We start from the raw sequence: 18,154 nt of genomic DNA, 5'->3' as shown, positions 1-18,154 counted from the left end.
CGTACCCGCCCCGCCGCCTTTCCTGTCACCGGCCCCCTGCTCGGGTGCAGGGGGCCGGTGAGCCGGTGAGCGCCTACACGGGACGCTGGAGCACCGTCAGGCTCCGGTCCACCAGCGTCAGCCGGTCACCTGCCTGCACCTTCGGGCCGGTGTCCGTGGGCACTCCCTCCGTCAGCGCGGTGTCGACGACCACTTCCCACTGCCGGCCGTGGTCGACCGGCACCACGAAGTCGAGCGGCTTCGGCGAGGCGTTGAACATCAGCAGGAACGAGTCGTCGGCGATGCGCTCCCCGCGCGGGTCGGGCTCGGAGATCGCGTTGCCGTTCAGGAACACGGTGAGCGCCGAAGCCCGCGCCGAGTTCCAGTCCCGCTGGGTCATCTCCGCGCCCTCCGGGGTGAACCAGGCGATGTCCGACAGCTCGTCGTGCGTGCCCTGCACCGGGCGCCCGTGGAAGAAGCGGCGCCTGCGCAGGACCGGGTGGTCCTTGCGCAGCCACACCATGGCGCGGGTGAACCGCAGCAGGTCGTGGTCGTCCTCCGGCCACTGCACCCACGCCAGCTCGTTGTCCTGGCAGTACGCGTTGTTGTTGCCCCGCTGGGTGCGGGCGAACTCGTCACCGTGGCTGATCATCGGGACGCCCTGGGAGAGCAGCAGGGTGGCGATGAAGTTGCGCATCTGCCGTGCCCGCAGGTCCAGCACCGCGGGGTCGTCGGTGTCGCCCTCGGCGCCGCAGTTCCAGGAGCGGTTGTGGCTCTCGCCGTCCCGGTTCTCCTCGCCGTTGGCCTCGTTGTGCTTGTCGTTGTAGGCCACCATGTCGTGCAGGGTGAAGCCGTCGTGGCAGGTCACGAAGTTGATCGAGGCCAGCGGGCGCCGCCCGTCGTCCTGGTAGAGGTCGGACGACCCGGTCAGCCGGGAGGCGAACTCCGCCAGCGTGCGCGGCTCGCCCCGCCACAGGTCCCGCACCGTGTCCCGGTACTTGCCGTTCCACTCGGTCCACAGCGGCGGGAAGTTGCCCACCTGGTAGCCGCCCTCGCCCACGTCCCAGGGCTCGGCGATCAGCTTCACCTGCGAGACCACGGGGTCCTGCTGCACCAGGTCGAAGAACGACGACAGCCGGTCCACCTCGTGGAACTGCCGTGCCAGGGTGGCCGCGAGGTCGAAACGGAACCCGTCGACGTGCATCTCGGTGACCCAGTACCGCAGCGAGTCCATGATCATCTGAAGGACGTGCGGGGACCGCATCAGCAGCGAGTTCCCGGTCCCCGTGGTGTCCATGTAGTACCGGGGGTCGTCCGTCAGCCGGTAGTACGAGGGGTTGTCCAGGCCCTTGAAGGACAGCGTCGGCCCCAGGTGGTTGCCTTCGGCGGTGTGGTTGTAGACGACGTCCAGGATCACCTCGATCCCCGCCTCGTGCAGCGCCTTGACCGCCGACTTGAACTCCAGCACCTGCTGGCCGCGGTCGCCCCAGGAGGCGTACGCGTTGTGCGGGGCGAAGAAGCCGACCGTGTTGTAGCCCCAGTAGTTGTTGAGCCCCATGTCCACCAGGCGGTGGTCGTTGACGAACTGATGAACCGGCATCAGTTCCAGCGCGGTCACCCCGAGCCCCGTGAGGTGCTCGATCACCGCCGGGTGCGCGAGGCCCGCGTAGGTGCCTCGCAGTTCTTCCGGGAGATCGGGATGCCGCATGGTCAGGCCCTTCACATGGGCCTCGTAGATCACCGTGTGGTGGTACTCCGTCCGGGGGCGCCGGTCGTCGCCCCAGTCGAAGTACGGGTTGACCACGACCGACGTCATCGTGTGCGGGGCGGAGTCCAGGTCGTTGCGCCGCTCGGGTTCGCCGAAGTGGTAGCCGTACACCTCCTCGCCCCACTGGATCTCGCCGCTGATCGCACGCGCGTACGGATCGAGGAGCAGCTTGGCGCTGTTGCAGCGCAGCCCGCGCTCCGGGGCGTAGGGGCCGTGCACGCGGTACCCGTACCGCTGCCCGGGCATCACCCCCGGCACGTAGGCGTGCCGTACGAAGGCGTCGCTCTCCCGTAGCTCGATCGCCGTCTCCGAGCCGTCGTCGTGCAGCAGACACAGCTCTACTCGGTCGGCGGCCTCCGTGAAGACCGCGAAATTGGTGCCGGCGCCGTCGTACGTGGCACCCAGTGGATATGCCTCTCCAGGCCAGACCTGCATGAACACGACTCTTTCAGGTGTGGGGCGCCGCTGTGGACGCCTTGGCTGCGAGTCCCGCGGAAGTCTCCCCGAAAGTGAGGTGACCACCTAGCACGTACGTCCTCATACCCATCCCTCGGCGTTCTGTTCCGTCGGACCCCGTGCGGGTGCCCGGCCTCCCCCGTCGTACCCCGCCCACGTCACCGCTATGAATCCGCTCACTCCCCGGTGTGAGCCGGTGGGGAACACGCCCGCGGGCCAACGACGTTGGTGAAAACCGGCCCGTCCATCGGGCTGCACCGCGGACCGCTCCCGGAGTACCCTTCCTTGATCGTTGGGACGGGGTGTCCCCGGCAGTGACCGGGGGAGCGGAAGGCGGTACTCGGGTGGGCTCGGGAGGGCTGGAGCTGCCTCCTGGTGACGAGGGTCACCAGGGGACCTCCACGGACGTCCCGCCCGGTGCGGTGTCCCTGGCGCGGCCGATGAACGCGGGCGCGATCGGTCCGGAGCTGGACTGGGACGCCGGGGACTGGCACGAGGTGCGCACCCGTGCGCAGCGGGCGGGCCGGGCCTACATCTGGCTCAACCTCGTCGAACAGCGGCTGCGCGCGGTGGTCGCCGCCGTCCTGCGGCCCGTCTACGAACCGGTCCACGGCGACGACTGGGTGGTCGCCGCCGCCGGGCCCGCCGGCCAGGAGTGGGTGCAGCGCGCCGTCGCGGTCCGCGAGGTCAGCCGCCGCAAGGGCTACCTGCTCGACCCGGCCGACGACAACGTGCTCAGCTTCCTCACCCTGCCCCAGCTGCGCGAGCTGATGGTGCAGCACTGGCCCTGCTTCGAGCCCTACGTGGACGAGCGCCGCGACGTCGAACTGGCCCTGGACGAGCTGGAGGTCACCCGCAACGTCGTCTCCCGCAACCGGGCCCTGTCCGAGGCCGTCCTCAACCAGGCCGAACGGGCCGCCGCGCGGCTGCTCGAAGTCCTCGGCGCGGGCAGTGACGTGCCCTCCGCCCGCCGCCTGCCGGTGGACGCGGTGGAGGACCTGGTCGGGGACCGCTACGCCGACGTGGTCGCCGTGCACCCGGACCGGGTGCGGCTGCTGCGCCAGTTCCCCGCCGAGGACCTGTTCGGCAGCGCCCGCCGGGTGGACGCACTGGGCATCGGCCTCAACCTCCTGGTGCAGAACTTCTCCGGCCGGCGCCTGCTGCGGATGGCCGAGGCCGGCGGCCGGGTCCGGCTGCTCTTCCTGAACCCGGCCTCCAGCGCGATCAAGCGCCGGGAGCGCGAACTGGGCATCAAGCGGGGCGAGCTGAGCCGCGCCGTGGAGATGAACATCCTGCACATGCGCCGGGTGCGGGCCCGGTTGCGGGACCCGGGCGCCTTCGAGATCCAGGTCTTCGACGAGACACCCCGCTTCACGGCGTACCTCGTCGACGGGGACGGCACCGACGGCATCGCGGTCGTTCAGTCCTACCTGCGCCGGACGCGCGGCATGGAGGCACCGGTCCTCGTCCTGCGCAACGGACGCAACGGCGGAAAGGTCGTGAAGTCGGACCGGCTGGAGGAAGGCGGACTCTTCCCCACCTACCGTGAGGAGTTCGAGCTGATGTGGGCGGATTCGCGCCCGGTGTCCTGACCGGCGTGTTCCCGGGACCTCGCGAGCGGAAGCGGAAGGCGATCCTCTGATTGTCAGTGGCCCGTGCGAAGGTGGAGACCACTGGGGGACGCACCACCGAGGAGGGGGACCGCCCATGGGCTGGCACCGCGAGCTGCTGATCGGCTTCGACCTGGAGACGACCGGCACCGATCCGCGCCAGGCGCGCATCGTCACGGGAGCCGTGATCGAGGTCAGGGGCGGAGTTCCGCTCGGCCGCCGGGAGTGGCTGGCCGACCCCGGCGTGGAGATCCCGGCGGACGCGGTCGCGGTGCACGGGATCAGCAACGAGCGGGCGGCCAGGGAAGGCCGGCCCGCCGACCAGGTCGCCGACGCCATCGCCGGCGTCCTCACGGACCACTGGAAGGCGGGCGTCCCGGTCGTCGCCTACAACGCGGCCTTCGACCTCACCCTGCTCTCCGCCGAGCTGCGGCGGCACGGACTGCCGTCCCTGCGCGAGCGCCTGGGCGGTCTGGACCCCGCCCCGGTCGTCGATCCGTACACCATCGACCGTTCCGTCGACCGCTACCGCCGGGGCAAGCGCAATCTGGAGGCGGTCTGCCGGGAGTACGGCGTCCCGCTCGACGCCGCCCACGACGCCACGGCCGACGCCCTCGCCGCCGCGCGGCTCGCCTGCGCGATAGCCGGCCGGCACCCCAAGGTCGCGGCCTTCGGTCCGGCGGAGCTGCACCGCCGTCAGATCGAGTGGTGCGCCGAGTGGGCGGCCGACTTCCAGGCCTTCCTGCGGCGCAAGGGCGATCCCACGGCCCTCGTCGACGGGACCTGGCCGCTGCGCGAGCTGACCGCGGAACCGGCCGACGAGCGGGTCTGAGCGTCCCTGCCGGAGCACCCCTGCCGGAGCAGCCGTGCCTGAGCAGCCGCGCCGGGTCAGAAGGGGTACCACCGCACCGTCGGGTCCCCGTCCCGCAGCGACGCCACCCGGCGCTCGAACTCGGCCAGGGCCTTCGGGTTGCTCGGCGCGTGCTGGGCGACCCAGGCGCAGCTGGCGGTCTCCCGGGCGCCGCGGAGCACGGCGCAGCCGTCCCACTCGCGCACGTCCCAGCCGTAGGTCGCGGTGAAGGCGTCGTACGCCTCGGCGGGCAGCCCGTAGCGGTCCCGGCTCAGCGCCATCACCACGAGGTCGTGCTCGCGCAGGTCGGCGGAGAAGGTCTCCAGGTCGATCAGGACCGGTCCTCGGGGGCCGACGTGCACGTTGCGGGGCAGCGCGTCCCCGTGGATCGGGCCCCTCGGCAGGTGCGGGGTGAGCGCGGCGGCGGCCGACGCGAAGCCGTCCCGCCGCTCCCGCAGGTACGCGGCGTCCGCCGGGTCGATCACGTCGCCCGCGAGGCGCAGCCAGCGTTCCACGCCGCCCAGCAGTTCGCGGGGCGGCAGCTCGAAGGACGAGGGGAGGGGCAGCTCGTGGACGAGCCGGAGCAGCGCGGCCACGTCCCGCGGCTCGGTGGGCCGCACCGGCTCGGGCAGGCGGCGCCACACGGTCACCGGGTGCCCGTCGACGATCAGCGCCGTCGGGTCGGCCGCCCGCACCGCGGGCACGCCCGCCTCCTCCAGCCAGAGCGCGACGGCCAGCTCCCGGCGCGCCCGGTCCAGCAGTTCGGCGTCGCGGCCGACCTTGACCGCCAGGTCCCCGGAGGCGAACACGGCGTTCTCGCCGAGCGCCAGCAGCCGTGCCTCCCGTGCCTCCCGGGCCGCGCCGGGCAGCACCCCCGCCGCGGCCAGCACCTCACGCGCCCGTACCTCGTCCATCGTCCCGCGCCTCCGTGCCCTCGATGTTCTCCCGCGAGTCCCGTGTGCTCGCCGACCGTCGGTCAGTGTCGCATTCGCACTGGTGGGAGGGTGTACGCGGACCCTTGACGGGACACGGTCACTTCACGACCATGGCCAGGCCCGTCCGAGCCGTGCAAAACGGTTGATTACGTGACATCGGTGACCGATGCGAGAAGACCGGCGCGTGACGCGCCCGGCACGGACCGCCCACCGGGCGGACCGGACCACGGCGCCTGGTTCCTGGTGCTGCCCGCGCTGATCCCGATCCTGGTCCTCAGCGTCGGTCCGCTGCTCTACGGCATCCTGCTGGCGTTCACCGACGCCCAGTCGGGCCGCACGGAACCCACCCAGTGGATCGGCGCGCTGAACTTCCAGGACCTGCTGCACGACACGCTGTTCTGGGAGTCGTTCCGGATCGGCCTGGTGTGGGCCGCCGGGGTGACGGTGCCGCAGTTCCTGCTCGCGCTCGGCCTCGCCCTGCTGCTCGACCAGAACCTGAGGCTGCGCTGGCTGGCCCGCGCTCTCGCGATCGTCCCCTGGGCGATGCCCGAGGTCGTCGTCGGCATCATGTGGCGGCTCGTCTACAACACGGACGCGGGCATCCTCAACGAGACCCTGCGCGACCTCGGTCTCGGCGACGGCCGCGACTGGCTCAGCGGGCTCGGCACCGCCCTGCCCGCCGTCATCGTGGTCGGCGTCTGGGCCGGCATGCCGCAGACCACGGTCGCCCTGCTCGCCGGGCTCCAGAACACCCCGCGCGAGCTGCACGAGGCCGCCGCCGTCGACGGCGCGGGCGCCTGGCGGCGCTTTCGCACGGTCACCTGGCCCGCCCTCAGGCCCGTGGCCCTCGCCATCACCGCGCTCAACCTCATCTGGAACTTCAACTCCTTCGCCCTGGTCTACGTGCTGACCAACGGCGGTCCGGGCGGACGCACCCGGCTGCCCATGCTCTTCGCCTACGAAGAGGCATTCCACTACGGGCAGTTCGGCTACGCGGCGGCGATGGGCTGCGTACTGGTCGCGGTGATCTCGGTCGTGCTGGCCGTCTTCCTCGTCGGCCGGCTGCGCGGCGGAGCCGGGGGAGGTGACGAGGCGTGAGGACCTCGACGAGCGCCCGGGTGGGCCAGTACGCCGCACTGCTCGCGTATCTGGTCTTCCTCGCCTTCCCGTTCCTGTGGCTGATCTCCGTCGCCTTCAAACCGCCGCGCGAGCTGGCCAGTCTGCATCCCACCTGGATCCCCGAGCACCCCACCCTCGACAACTTCCGGCAGGCCTTCGACGAGCAGCCGCTGCTGCGCGCCGGGCTCAACTCCCTGCTCGCCGCGCTCGGCGCCGCCCTGGTCGCGGTGCTGATCGCGACGCCGATGGCGTACGTCATGGCCCGCCGTCGCGGCCGGCTCGTCAAGGCGGCCACCGGCTGGGTCGTGGTCAGCCAGGCTTTCCCCTTCGTGCTGCTGATCATCCCGCTGTTCCTGGTCCTCAAGAACCTCGGACTGATCAACTCCGTCCCCGGCCTGGTGATGGTGTACGTCGTGTGGTCGCTTCCGTTCGCGCTGTGGATGCTCGCCGGGTACGTCCGCGCCGTACCGCGCGAGCTGGAGGAGGCGGCCGCGGTCGACGGCGCCGGCCGGCTGCGGACGCTGGTCTCGGTGACCGCGCCGCTGCTCGCGCCGGGGATCGTCGCGACGGCCCTGTTCGCGTTCATCACCGCGTGGAACGAGTTCTTCTTCGCGCTGGTGCTGCTCAAGACACCGGAGAAACAGACCCTGCCCGTGATCCTCACCCACTTCATCGGCGCCGAGGGCGTCGCCGACCTCGGACCCCTCGCCGCCGCTGCCGTCCTCGCCACCCTGCCCTCGCTGGTGGTCTTCGCCCTCATCCAGCGGCGGATCACGGGCGGCATGCTCGCCGGGGCGGTGAAGAGCTGATGCGCACCAGAACCACCACCCTGCTCCTCGCCCTCGTCCTGCTCCTCGCCGGCTGTGCGGGGGGCGGCGACCGCGACGACGGCCGGATCACCCTCCGTTTCCAGTCCCTGGCCTGGCAGGACGAGTCGGTGAAGGCCAACAAGGAACTGGTGCGCGAGTGGAACGCCACCCACCCGGACGTGCGCGTCGAGTACGTCCAGGGCAGCTGGGACAGCGTCCACGACCAGCTCCTCACCTCCTTCGAGGGCGGTGAGGCACCCGACATCATCCACGACGCCTCCGACGACCTCGCGGACTTCGCCTACGGCGGCTACCTCGCCGACCTCACCGGGCTGCTGCCCGCACGGCTGACGTCGGACATACCGGAGCGCAGTTGGGAGGCGGCCACGTTCGGCGACGGCGTCTACGGCGTGCCGTTCCTCCAGGAGCCGCGGGTGCTGATCGCCAACGCGGCCCTGCTGAGGAAGTCGGGCGTGCGGATCCCCACGCCGGAACACCCCTGGACCTGGCCGGAGTTCCGGCAGGTGACGAAGGAGCTGAGCGGCGAGGGGAGGTACGGGGTGGCCTGGCCGCTGAAGGAGCCCGTCTCCGCCACGCTCAACCTCTCCCTGTCCACCGGCGGCCGGCTCTTCCACCGCGGCGCCGACGGCAGGGTGACCGTCCGCTTCGAGGAGGGCGACCAGGTGGTGCCCCGCACCGTCCGGGAGCAGGTCCGCACCGACCGCAGCGCCTCGCCCACCACCCTGGGCAGCGGCGGCTCCGACACCCTGCCCGGCTTCTTCGCGGGCACGTACGCGATGGTGCCGCTCGGCTTCTCCTACCGCCAGCAGATCGAGCAGCAGGCGCCCGAGGGCTTCGACTGGCAGGTGCTGCCCGCCCCGGCCGGCGCCGACGGACTCGCCCAGGGCGTCAGCCCGCAGACCCTGTCGGTCGCCGAGGACAGCCCGCACAAGAAGGAGGCGGCCGCGTTCGTCGACTTCCTCCTCCAGCCGGACAACATGGTGCGCCTCGCACTCGGCGACTGGATGCTGCCCACCGGCGAGCAGGCCCTGAAGGACCCCGCCCTGCACACGGCCGAGCACGGCTGGGCCACCGGCACCGCCCTCGCCGGGCACCTGCGCCCGGCGCCCGCGCAGTCCGTGCGGGGCTACGCCGAGTGGAAGGACAAGGTCGCGACACCGGCGCTCCAGGAGTACTACAGCGGGGCGATCGGCATGGACGAACTGCGCCACAGGATGGAGGAGGACGGGAACCTGGTGCTCGCCCGCTACCAGCGCTAACGGCCGCCCGCAGCGACGGCTGTCCGCAGCGACGGCTGTCCGCACCGACGGCTGTCCGCACCGGCGGCCGTCCGCGCCGGCGGCCGTTCGCGCGAAAACCGGTTGCCCGCCGGGCGCGGCCCCGCCTAGCGTCGGCTCCGTGGCAGCTTTCAACGCGATCTTCAACTCCGGTCTCGGCCGGGGCTGCACGTACGCCATCAGGATGCGTCGTGGCCCCGGAGCCCTGACCGGCCCGGGGTCCCCCCGCCGCTGACGCGCCCGAAGCGTCCTTCGCGCCCGGCGCGCCTGCGGCGGGGCTGAGCCTCCGCATCCCTTTTCGCCTTCGTCTTCCGGTCAGGGCCTTCGGCTGCCCTTTTCCCCTTCGTCACGGAAGACAAGGACCGCAGGCCATGGCCCGCCCCACCCAGCGTGCCCGCACGCTCTCGCAGAACTTCCTCACCGACCGCGCCACCGCCGACCACGTCGCCCGGCTCGCCGCCCCCGACCGCGGGCGCCCGCCCCTCGTCGTCGAGGTGGGCGCGGGCAAGGGCGCCCTCACCGAGCCGCTCGCCCGCCGCAGCCGCGAGCTGCACGCCCACGAGATCGACCCCCGGCTCGTGCCGGTACTGCGCGCCCGTTTCGCGCGCAGCCCGCACGTCCGCGTCGTCGCCGGTGACTTCCTCGCCTCCCGGCCTCCGCGCGCGCCCTTCTCGGTGGCCGGGAACGTCCCGTTCTCCCGCACGGCCGGCATCGTCGACTGGTGCCTGACCGCACCCGCTCTCACCGAAGCCACCCTCCTCACCCAGCTCGAGTACGCCCGCAAGCGCACCGGTGACTACGGCCGCTGGAGCCTGCTCACGGTCCTGACCTGGCCGCGGCACGAATGGCGGCTGGTGGGCCGGGTGGGCCGGCACCGCTTCCGCCCGGCGCCGCGCGTCGACGCCGGCATCCTCCGCATCGAACGGCGCCGCACCCCGCTGCTGACCGAAGCCGCCGCCCGCCGGACCTGGGCGGACCTGGTCGAACTCGGCTTCTCGGGTGTCGGCGGCTCGCTGCACGCCTCCCTGCGCCGGGCCCACCCGCGGCGCCGGGTGGACGCGGCGTTCCGGGCCGCGCGGCTCGATCCCGGCGTGCTCGTCGGCGAGGTCGCGCCCGGCCGCTGGCTGCGGCTGCACGAGGAGCTGGCGGGGTGAAGCGTTATCAGTTGCACGAGACGTCTCGTCTCGCATACGGTGGAGTCATGCCCACTCCCGCGCACATCGCCATGTTCTCCATCGCCGCCCACGGTCACGTGAACCCCAGCCTCGAGGTGATCCGCGAGCTCGTCGCGCGGGGGCACCGGGTGACCTACGCGATCCCGCCGCTGCTCGCGGACAAGGTCGCCGAGGCCGGCGCCGAGCCCAAGCTCTGGAACAGCACGCTGCCCGGCCCCGACGCCGACCCCGAGGCATGGGGGAGCACCCTGCTGGACAACGTCGAGCCCTTCCTCGACGACGCGATCCAGTCGCTCCCGCAGCTCGCCGAGGCGTACGAGGGGGACGAGCCGGACCTGGTCCTGCACGACATCGCCTCGTACACCGCCCGCGTCCTCAGCCGCCGCTGGAACGTGCCGGCGATCTCCCTGTCGCCCTGCATGGTCGCCTGGGAGGGATACGAGCAGGAGGTCGCCGAGCCGATGTGGGAGGAGCCGCTGAAGACCGAGCGCGGCCGGGCCTACTACGCCCGCTTCCAGGCCTGGCTGGAGGAGAACGGGATCAGCGAGCACCCCGACCCGTTCCTCGGTCGCCCCGCCCGCTCCCTGGTGCTGATCCCCAGGGCGCTCCAGCCCCAGGCCGACCGGATGGACGAGAGGGCCTACACCTTCGTCGGCGCCTGCCAGGGGGACCGCACCGCCGAGGGGGGCTGGACGCGTCCCGAGGGTGCCGACAAGGTCGTGCTCGTCTCCCTCGGGTCCGCCTTCACCAAGCAGCCCGCGTTCTACCGGGAGTGCGTCGAGGCCTTCGGCGAGCTGCCCGGCTGGCACACGGTGCTCCAGGTCGGCCGGCACGTCGACCCCGCCGAGCTGGGCGACGTACCGGCCGGCGTGGAAGTGCGCACCTGGGTGCCGCAGTTGGCGATCCTCCAGCAGGCCGACCTGTTCGTCACCCACGCGGGCGCCGGCGGCAGTCAGGAGGGCCTGGCAACCGCCACGCCGATGATCGCCGTACCGCAGGCCGCGGACCAGTTCGGCAACGCCGACATCCTCCAGGGCCTCGGTGTCGCCCGTACCCTCCCGACCGAGGAGGCCACCGCCGAGGCGCTGCGCACCGCCGCCCTCGCCCTGGTCGACGACGCCGAGGTGGCCGGGCGGCTGAAGGAGATCCAGGCGCAGATGGCCCAGGAGGGCGGCACCCGGCGGGCCGCCGACCTCATCGAGGCCGAACTGGCCGCGGCGAGGCGCTGACTTCCCCGTACCGCACACCGCAGGGCCCGCCGGTTCCCCCGGAACCGGCGGGCCCTGCGGCCATGGGCGCGCCGGTCAGACCCCGACCGGTTCGCCCCGCTCCCCGCGCTCGCCCTCGCCGTCCCGGACGGCCGGCGCGAGTGCCTCGGGCGCCTCGTCGTGGGTGAGGTCCGGCAGCCGGTGCAGCCACTTCGGCAGGTACCAGTTGCGCTCGCCGAGCAGCGACATCACGGCCGGCAGCAGCACGCCCCGGATGATCGTCGCGTCGATGAGCACCGCCGCGGCCAGGCCCACGCCCATCTGCTTCATCGACTGCATGGACAGCGTGCCGAAGATGGCGAACACCGCGACCATGATGACGGCGGCGCTGGTGACGACGCCCGCCGTGGTGACCACGCCGTGCTGGATCGCGTCCCGGGTCGAGCGCCCGCGCAGCCGTGCCTCGCGGATCCGGGAGACCACGAAGACGTGATAGTCCATCGACAGACCGAACAGGATCACGAAGAGGAACAGCGGCAGCCACGTGATGATGGCGCCCACGCCCTCCGCGCCCACCAGCGAGGCACCCCAGCCGTGCTGGAAGACGGCGACCAGGATGCCGTACGCCGCTCCCACCGACAGCAGGTTCAGCACGATCGAGGTGAGCGCGACCGTCAGCGAGCGGAAGGACAGCAGCATCAGCAGGAAGGCGAAGACCACGACGAAGGCGAAGACCGGCAGGACCGAGCCGACGAGCTGGTCGTTGAAGTCCTTGTTGCCGGCCACCTGCCCGGTGATCGGGGCCTGAACGCCGTCGACCTCGCCCAGCGTCGCCGGCCGCACGTCGTCGCGCAGCTTCTCCAGGCTCTCGCCCGCCTTGTCCTGGTCGGAGCCGCCCACCAACGGCACGTAGACCAGCGCGACGTTCTGCTCGTCGTGCATCGTGATGTCCACCGGACCGCGCGAGGCACCCGAACTGATCGCCCGCTCACGAAAGTCGGCGAGCGCCGCCCGGACCTCGGGCGCGTTGATGTCGTCGGCCTTCACGACCACCTCGGCCGGGTCGGAACCGCCGGGGAAGGCCTCGTTGACCCGGTTGTACGTCTGCACGATGGGCAGCGAGTCGCCGAACTCCTGGTCCAGCGTGAGGTTCTGGGTCTTCATGCCGAGGGCGGGCGCGGCGACGGCCAGCAGCGCGCCGACGGCGACCGCGGCGGACAGCAGCGGCTTGGCGAGGACGCCCTTCAGCACGGCCGTCCAGAACCGGCTGCCCTCACCGGCGGAGCCGCCCGGCCTGCGTCGGCGCAGGAACGGCACGCGGCCCTTCTCGACCCGCTCGCCCAGCAGGGACAGCAGCGCCGGCAGCACCGTCACCGAGCCGACCATGGCGACCGCGACCACCATCAGCGACGCCAGGCCCATCGCCTCGAACTCGGCGATGCCCGTGAACAGCATGCCCGCCATCGCCACGCACACCGTGACACCGGAGACCACGATCGCCCGGCCACTGGTGGCGGCGGCGATCCTCAGCGCCGTCTGCGCGTCCCGGCCCGCCGCGCGTTCCTCGCGCTCGCGGCGCAGGTAGAACAGGCAGTAGTCGACGCCGACGGCCAGACCGACCAGCAGCATCACGGAGTTGGCGGTCTCGCTCATCGGCTGGAAGTGACTGACCAGGCCCATCAGGCCCATCGTCGCGATGATCGCGGTGATCGCCAGCGCCACCGGGACCAGTGCCGCCACCAGCGCGCCGAAGGCGACCAGCAGGATGCCGAGGGCCACCGGCACCGCCGAGTACTCGGCCTTCTTGAAGTCGTCGCCGAACGCGTCGTCGAACGTCTTCATCATGCTGGCGCCGCCGATCTCCTCGATCCGCAGCGACTCGTGCTCCTTCTGGACGCCCTCGACCGCCTTCAGGACCGGCTCGACCCGCTCGCCCGCGGTGTCCGCCTCGCCGCGCATGTCGAACTGGACCAGCGCGCTGCGCCCGTCCTCGGAGATCGTCCTGGCGTCGTACGGCGAGGTGACGCCCGTGACCTCCCCGGTCTTCTCCACCGCCGTGACGACCGCGCCGACGGCGGCCCGGAACTCGGCGTCCGTGGCCTTCACACCGCCGGACCTCGCCTGGATCAGCACCGTCTCACCGGCCGGTTCGTCGATCCCGGCGTCCTCCACGATCCGGGCGGCGGTGTGCGTCTCGCCGCCCATCTGGTCGCTGTCCTCGACGTCGACGCGGCCGGCCGCCGAGCCGAGCCCCATCGCCAGCACGACGAACAGCACCCAGATCCCGACGGCGGCCCACCGGTGCCGGGCGCTCCAGCCACCCGCCCGGGCGGCGATGCCCCGCACCCGTGTCTCTCGGTTCCGCATGACCGGCCTGCCCCCTCACGTGCGGTGCCGGCCCCCTGCCGTCACCTTGCGATTCGAAGGTATGGCCGGCATAAGGCCGACGCGTCGTGCTCCCAGGCGACGTACGGCGCCGCCCCCTCATCCCTCCGGACCGCCGTCCTCACCGCTGAGGAGGATCCCCGCCCCCTACACGTATCGGGGGCCCACGCGTGCGTTGATCAGGGGCGGTGACGGGACGGGGCACGTCCGCAGGGTTGTCGGCCAAGTCACAGGCGCGGGCAGTGGTTGAATCCCCCGCCCCGCATCGGAGAGAGTGACACGCACGTGCGCCCGGCGCGCGCCCCGGCCGTCGTGCCCACCCCCACGGGGCACGACGGCCGTTCTAAGGTGTGCCGATGACGACGATGTACGCGGCCCTGCTGCGCGGGATCAACGTGGGCGGCCGCCGGAAGGTCCCGATGGCCGACCTGCGCGCGCTGCTGACCTCCCTCGGACACGACGCCGTACGCACCCATCTGCAGAGCGGGCAGGCCGTCTTCGCCTCCGACCACGGCGACGAGGACTCCCTCGCGGCCGGCCTCGCCCGGGCGATCGAGGAGCGGTTCGGCTTCCCGGTGGACGTGATCGTGCGCGACCACGCCTACCTGGAGGCGGTCGTCGAGGCGTGCCCCTTCCCCGCCGCCGAACTGGAGGCCAGGCAGCTGCACGTCACGTACTTCTCCGCGCCGGTCACCGAGGAGCGCTTCGCGCCGGTCGACCGGGCCGCCTTCCTGCCCGAGGAGTTCCGGCTCGGCGACCGCGCCCTGTACCTCCACGCGCCGGACGGCCTCGGCCGCTCCAAGCTCGCCGAGGCCCTGGCCAAACCCGCTGTCAACAAGGGTGTCGTCGCCACCACCCGCAACTGGAACACCGTCACCAAGCTGGTGGAACTGACCGGTCCCTGACCTCAGGCGGCCCCGGCCGCCCGCGCCGACGGCGCCCGCGCGGCGTCGTACCGCTCCAGCAGCACCCGCGCCACCTCCGGTGCGGGCCCCAGGACGTCCGCCAGCACATCCGCCCCGGCCGCGCCCCGCGCGATGCGGTCCGGCAGGAATCCCGGGGCCAGGACGTACGGGGCCACCGCGACGCGCGCACACCCCAGCGCGCGCAACTGCCGCACCGCGTCCTCGGTGCGCGGGAGGGATGCGGAGGCGAACGCAGGCCGCACGGCGCACCAACCGGTGAGCCGCCACTCCCGCGCGATTTCAGCGATCACTGCGATCGCCTCCGGGTCGGAGGACCCCGCCGAGGCCAGTACGACCCCGGTCGAGGACTTGTCGGCGGGCGTGAGGCCCGCCTCGTACAGGCGCCGTTCCAGCGCCGACAGCAGCAGCGGCGAAGGGCCGAGCACCTCGGCCTGCCGGATCCGCAGCCGGGGCGGCGCCGCCGCCAGGACGGCGGGGATGTCCGCCTTGGCGTGGAAGGCGCGGGTCAGCAGCAGCGGGAGGACCACCACGTCCCGCACGCCCTCCGTCTCCAGGGACTCCAGGACGCCCGGCACCGAGGGAACGTTGAAGTCCAGGAAGCCGGTCTCCACCCGCAGGTCGGGACGCAGCGTCCTGACCCGGCGGACCAGGGCGTGCACGGTCGCGGCGTGCCGCGGGTCGCGGCTGCCGTGGGCGACGACCAGGAGCACGGGGCGCAGCGACGTGGACACGGCGTACCTCAGCCCTTCACCAGCAGACCGCGGCTGCGCAGCACCCACCGCTCCAGCGGACTGAAGATCAGCAGGTCGATGGCGATGCCGACGATCAGGATGAGCAGGATGGCCTCGAAGACCATGGCCATGTCGCTGGCGTTGCGGCCGTTCTCCAGCAACTGCCCGAGGCCCACCCCGAGGTCGGGGAAGGACGCGATGATCTCGGCGGCCATCAGTGAGCGCCAGGAGAACGCCCAGCCCTGCTTGAGGCCGGCCACGTAGCCGGGCAGGGCGGCGGGCAGCACGATGTGCCAGGTGCCCTTCAGCCCCGTCGCGCCCAGGGTGCGGCCCGCGCGCAGGAAGATCGGGGGGACCTGGTCGACGCCGGACACCAGGCCGTTGGCGATGGAGGGCACCGCGCCGAGCAGGATGACGGCGTACATCATCGAGTTGTTCAGGCCCAGCCAGATCACGGCCGGCGGCACCCAGGCCACCGACGGCAGCGACTGGAGGCCGGACAGGATCGGGCCGATCGCCGCGCGCACGAACTTCACCCGCGCCACCAGCAGCCCCAGCGGGGTGCCGATCAGCAGCGCGAAGCAGAAGCCGAGCAGGCCGCGCGAGACGCTGGTCCAGATGTAGCCGAGCAACTCGCCCCTCAGCCACGCCTGGTGGACGACCTCCCACACGTCCGAGGGGGCGGGCAGCTTGGTCGGGTCGTCGACGATCTCGAAGGAGACCAGGGCCTGCCACACCGCGAGGACCAGCAGGACCGCGACGGCGGGCGGCAGGATCTTCTCGACGAAGGTCCGCCGCAGCGGTGTGCGGCCCTGCTGCACCGACTCCAGTGCGTCCAGGCCCGCCTCCAGACCGGCGAGGTCGCCGACGTCCTTCGCGCTGCGGTCCCCGGCGGGACGCGTCGTGTCAGTGCTGGCCATGTCGGCGGATCTCCCCACGCAGTTCTTCGGTGATCTCGACGGACAGCTCCGCCACGGCGGTGTCCTCGATACGGCGCGGCTGCGGGATGCCCACCGTCCACTCGCGCGCCACGCGCCCGGGACGCGAGGACAGCAGGACGACCCGCTCGGCCAGCCGCACGGCCTCGCGGACGTTGTGCGTCACGAACAGCACGGACAGCCGTGTCTCGCGCCAGATGCGGGTCAGCTCGTCGTGCAGCACGTCCCGCGTGATGGCGTCGAGCGCCGCGAACGGCTCGTCCATCAGCAGCAGCCTGCTCTCCTGGGCGAGCGCCCGGGCCAGCGCGACCCGCTGGCGCATACCGCCCGACAGCTCGTGCACCCGCTTGCCGTACGCACCCTTGAGGCGGACGAGTTCGAGAAGCTCCTCCGCCTTGTCGCGGCGCTCGGGCTTGGGCACGCCCCGCAGCTTGAGGGCGAGTTCGATGTTCTTGCCCGCGGTCAGCCACGGGAACAGGGCGTGCTCCTGGAACATCAGGGCGGGCCGCCCGTCCGTGCTGATGCCGCCCGCGGTGGGCTCGTCCAGCCCCGCCACCAGGTTCAGCAGCGTGGACTTGCCGCAGCCGGAGGCTCCCAGGAGGGTGACGAACTCGCCGGGCGCGACATCGAGGGTGATGTCGTCCAGGACGAGCTGCTGCCCGGCGGGGCCCGCGAAGGACTTCGAGACGTGCTCGATCCGGGCGGCGTACGCGGCCGGCTCGGTACCGTCGGCGGCCTTGGCGAGGGTCGTGGTCGTGGCCATGGTCGTCACCTCCTGGGTGGTCGGATCCGGGCTCTACTCGACGCCGAGTCCGGCGTCGTCGACCGCGGGCTTGCCCTTGGCCTTGAGGACCTTGTTGAGCAGCGTCAGGTCGTAGATGCCGGTCAGGTCGGGCTTGTCCAGCAGACCGGCCTTCACGGCGTGCTCCGCCTGGGCGTCGAGGGTGGAGGCCAGCGGATCGTCGATCACCTTGATCGACTTCCAGGCCTGGTCGAGCACGGCCGCGGGCAGCGCCTTGCCGGAGTCCTTCTCCAGCTGGGCGTTGGCCGCCGTCTTCGCCTCGTCCGGGTGGGCCGTGATCCACGCGTTGGTGTCGACCGACGCCTTCAGCACCGCCTCCACGGCCTTCGGGTGCTCCTTGAGGAACTTCTGCGACACGATGATGTTCGTGATCACGAACTTCTCGTCGGGCCACAGCGTCGACTCGTCGAGGAGCACCTTGCCGCCCTCGGCGACCAGCTTGGACGCGGTGGGCTCGGGCACCCAGGCGCCGTCCAGCGAACCGGACTTGTAGGCGTCCGGGGTGACCTTGTTGTCGCTGCGCACGACCGTCACGTCGCCCTTGCCGCTCTGCGCGTCGACCTTCCAGCCCTGCTCGGCGATCCAGTTGAGGAACGCCACGTCCTGCGTGTTGCCCAGCTGCGGGGTGGCGATGCGCTTGCCCTTGACGTCCTTCAGGGACTTGATCTTGTCCGGGTTCACCACGAGCTTCACGCCGCCCGACGCGGAACCGCCGATGATGCGCAGGTTCTTGCCGCCGGACTTGGTGTAGCCGTTGATCGAGGGCGAGGGGCCGATCCAGCCGATGTCGATGGAGCCGGAGTTCAGCGCCTCGATCTCGGACGGGCCCGCGTTGAAGACCGCGTACTTGGCCTCGGTGGCGCCCAGCGCCTTCTGGAAGAGGCCCTTCTGGTTGGCGACCAGGGGCGTGGCGTGCGTGATGTTGCCGAAGTACCCGATCCGCACGGAGTCGAGGCCGTCGATCTTGTCGGCGCCCTCGGCGACCTTGGCGGAGTCGTCGTCCTTCGCCTCGGATCCGTACCCGCAGGCGGCCAGGGAGAGCAGGGGAAGGGCGGCTATGACCGCCAGGGTGCGGCGAAGGGCAGTGGTGGCAGGCACGGGAGGTGTTCCTCTCGTTGGTCCGGCACGCACGCCTGTCGGATCGTCCGAGGTGTCAGGTCGTGGC

At 72.0% G+C, this 18,154-nt stretch carries 15 protein-coding genes; 8 read left to right on the top strand and 7 right to left on the bottom strand.

Annotated elements, in window-relative coordinates; genetic code table 11:
- Positions 1-73: 73 nt before the first annotated feature.
- Complete coding sequence (gene glgX / locus ACIBCJ_RS23550; RefSeq protein WP_362092729.1) at positions 74-2,182, bottom strand: glycogen debranching protein GlgX; 2,109 nt, start codon at positions 2,180-2,182, stop codon at positions 74-76.
- A 365-nt stretch (positions 2,183-2,547) separates the two neighbouring features.
- Here glgX and ACIBCJ_RS23545 point away from each other — a divergent pair, with 365 nt between their 5' ends.
- Both ACIBCJ_RS23545 and ACIBCJ_RS23540 read left to right on the top strand, forming a co-directional pair.
- On the top strand, positions 2,548-3,795 hold the full coding sequence (locus ACIBCJ_RS23545; RefSeq protein WP_362092732.1) for an SAV2148 family HEPN domain-containing protein: 1,248 nt from the start codon (positions 2,548-2,550) through the stop codon (positions 3,793-3,795).
- A gap of 115 nt (positions 3,796-3,910) precedes the next feature.
- Positions 3,911-4,645: a 3'-5' exonuclease gene (locus ACIBCJ_RS23540; protein ID WP_365978330.1), complete on the top strand. Its 735-nt coding sequence runs from the start codon at positions 3,911-3,913 to the stop codon at positions 4,643-4,645.
- A gap of 56 nt (positions 4,646-4,701) precedes the next feature.
- Here the strand turns inward: ACIBCJ_RS23540 and ACIBCJ_RS23535 are convergent, their stop codons facing one another.
- Entirely contained in the window at positions 4,702-5,577 is an 876-nt protein-coding gene (locus ACIBCJ_RS23535; RefSeq protein ID WP_365978329.1) for an aminoglycoside phosphotransferase family protein, read from the bottom strand.
- A 171-nt stretch (positions 5,578-5,748) separates the two neighbouring features.
- On the opposite strand from ACIBCJ_RS23535, the gene ACIBCJ_RS23530 reads away from it, so the two are divergent.
- The 5 genes from ACIBCJ_RS23530 (at position 5,749) to ACIBCJ_RS23510 (ending at position 11,228) form a co-directional block, all read left to right on the top strand.
- Complete coding sequence (locus tag ACIBCJ_RS23530) at positions 5,749-6,696, top strand: sugar ABC transporter permease (RefSeq protein WP_362092741.1); 948 nt, start codon at positions 5,749-5,751, stop codon at positions 6,694-6,696.
- A complete protein-coding gene (locus tag ACIBCJ_RS23525; RefSeq protein ID WP_362092745.1) occupies positions 6,693-7,526 on the top strand; it encodes a carbohydrate ABC transporter permease in 834 nt (277 codons plus the stop codon). Before ACIBCJ_RS23530 ends, ACIBCJ_RS23525 begins: the two co-directional genes overlap by 4 nt.
- Entirely contained in the window at positions 7,526-8,806 is a 1,281-nt protein-coding gene (locus ACIBCJ_RS23520) for a sugar ABC transporter substrate-binding protein (protein WP_362510526.1), read from the top strand. Before ACIBCJ_RS23525 ends, ACIBCJ_RS23520 begins: the two co-directional genes overlap by 1 nt.
- Positions 8,807-9,195: 389 nt before the next feature.
- On the top strand, positions 9,196-9,978 hold the full coding sequence (gene erm(O) / locus ACIBCJ_RS23515) for a 23S rRNA (adenine(2058)-N(6))-methyltransferase Erm(O) (protein WP_365978328.1): 783 nt from the start codon (positions 9,196-9,198) through the stop codon (positions 9,976-9,978).
- Positions 9,975-11,228, top strand: a complete 1,254-nt coding sequence (locus ACIBCJ_RS23510; RefSeq protein WP_365978327.1) for a glycosyltransferase — start codon at positions 9,975-9,977, stop codon at positions 11,226-11,228. The genes erm(O) and ACIBCJ_RS23510 overlap by 4 nt, the downstream gene beginning before the upstream one ends.
- Before the next feature lie 75 nt (positions 11,229-11,303).
- Here ACIBCJ_RS23510 and ACIBCJ_RS23505 read toward each other — a convergent pair whose 3' ends face one another.
- Positions 11,304-13,574, bottom strand: a complete 2,271-nt coding sequence (locus ACIBCJ_RS23505) for an MMPL family transporter (RefSeq protein WP_365978326.1) — start codon at positions 13,572-13,574, stop codon at positions 11,304-11,306.
- A 374-nt stretch (positions 13,575-13,948) separates the two neighbouring features.
- On the opposite strand from ACIBCJ_RS23505, the gene ACIBCJ_RS23500 reads away from it, so the two are divergent.
- A complete protein-coding gene (locus ACIBCJ_RS23500; protein WP_362092760.1) occupies positions 13,949-14,497 on the top strand; it encodes a DUF1697 domain-containing protein in 549 nt (182 codons plus the stop codon).
- Between the two features lie 2 nt (positions 14,498-14,499).
- On the opposite strand, the gene ACIBCJ_RS23495 is transcribed toward ACIBCJ_RS23500, so the two are convergent.
- Genes ACIBCJ_RS23495 through ACIBCJ_RS23480 form a run of 4 tightly spaced genes read right to left on the bottom strand, consistent with a single transcriptional unit; the run spans position 14,500 to position 18,087 of the window.
- A complete protein-coding gene (locus ACIBCJ_RS23495) occupies positions 14,500-15,249 on the bottom strand; it encodes a sirohydrochlorin chelatase (RefSeq protein ID WP_362092763.1) in 750 nt (249 codons plus the stop codon).
- A gap of 8 nt (positions 15,250-15,257) precedes the next feature.
- Positions 15,258-16,169, bottom strand: coding sequence for an ABC transporter permease (locus ACIBCJ_RS23490; protein WP_362092767.1), 912 nt, complete (start codon positions 16,167-16,169; stop codon positions 15,258-15,260).
- Positions 16,156-16,950, bottom strand: coding sequence for an ABC transporter ATP-binding protein (locus ACIBCJ_RS23485; protein WP_362092770.1), 795 nt, complete (start codon positions 16,948-16,950; stop codon positions 16,156-16,158). The genes ACIBCJ_RS23490 and ACIBCJ_RS23485 overlap by 14 nt, the downstream gene beginning before the upstream one ends.
- Before the next feature lie 33 nt (positions 16,951-16,983).
- On the bottom strand, positions 16,984-18,087 hold the full coding sequence (locus ACIBCJ_RS23480) for an aliphatic sulfonate ABC transporter substrate-binding protein (protein ID WP_362092773.1): 1,104 nt from the start codon (positions 18,085-18,087) through the stop codon (positions 16,984-16,986).
- Positions 18,088-18,154 lie beyond the last annotated feature (67 nt).

This window comes from Streptomyces sp. NPDC051136 (assembly GCF_044455745.1).
In the GTDB taxonomy this organism is placed as follows: domain Bacteria; phylum Actinomycetota; class Actinomycetes; order Streptomycetales; family Streptomycetaceae; genus Streptomyces.
This window is presented reverse-complemented; position numbering and strand designations above follow the sequence as displayed.

What these genes read in the sequence shown, in the direction of transcription:
- ACIBCJ_RS23540 (WP_365978330.1), top strand. Translation starts at nt 3,911, where the DNA reads ATGGGCTGGCACCGCGAGCTGCTGATCGGCTTCGACCTGGAGACGACC.
- ACIBCJ_RS23490 (WP_362092767.1), bottom strand. Translation starts at nt 16,169, where the DNA reads ATGGCCAGCACTGACACGACGCGTCCCGCCGGGGACCGCAGCGCGAAG.
- ACIBCJ_RS23500 (WP_362092760.1), top strand. Translation starts at nt 13,949, where the DNA reads ATGACGACGATGTACGCGGCCCTGCTGCGCGGGATCAACGTGGGCGGC.
- ACIBCJ_RS23505 (WP_365978326.1), bottom strand. Translation starts at nt 13,574, where the DNA reads ATGCGGAACCGAGAGACACGGGTGCGGGGCATCGCCGCCCGGGCGGGT.
- glgX (WP_362092729.1), bottom strand. Translation starts at nt 2,182, where the DNA reads ATGCAGGTCTGGCCTGGAGAGGCATATCCACTGGGTGCCACGTACGAC.
- ACIBCJ_RS23520 (WP_362510526.1), top strand. Translation starts at nt 7,526, where the DNA reads ATGCGCACCAGAACCACCACCCTGCTCCTCGCCCTCGTCCTGCTCCTC.
- ACIBCJ_RS23535 (WP_365978329.1), bottom strand. Translation starts at nt 5,577, where the DNA reads ATGGACGAGGTACGGGCGCGTGAGGTGCTGGCCGCGGCGGGGGTGCTG.
- ACIBCJ_RS23485 (WP_362092770.1), bottom strand. Translation starts at nt 16,950, where the DNA reads ATGGCCACGACCACGACCCTCGCCAAGGCCGCCGACGGTACCGAGCCG.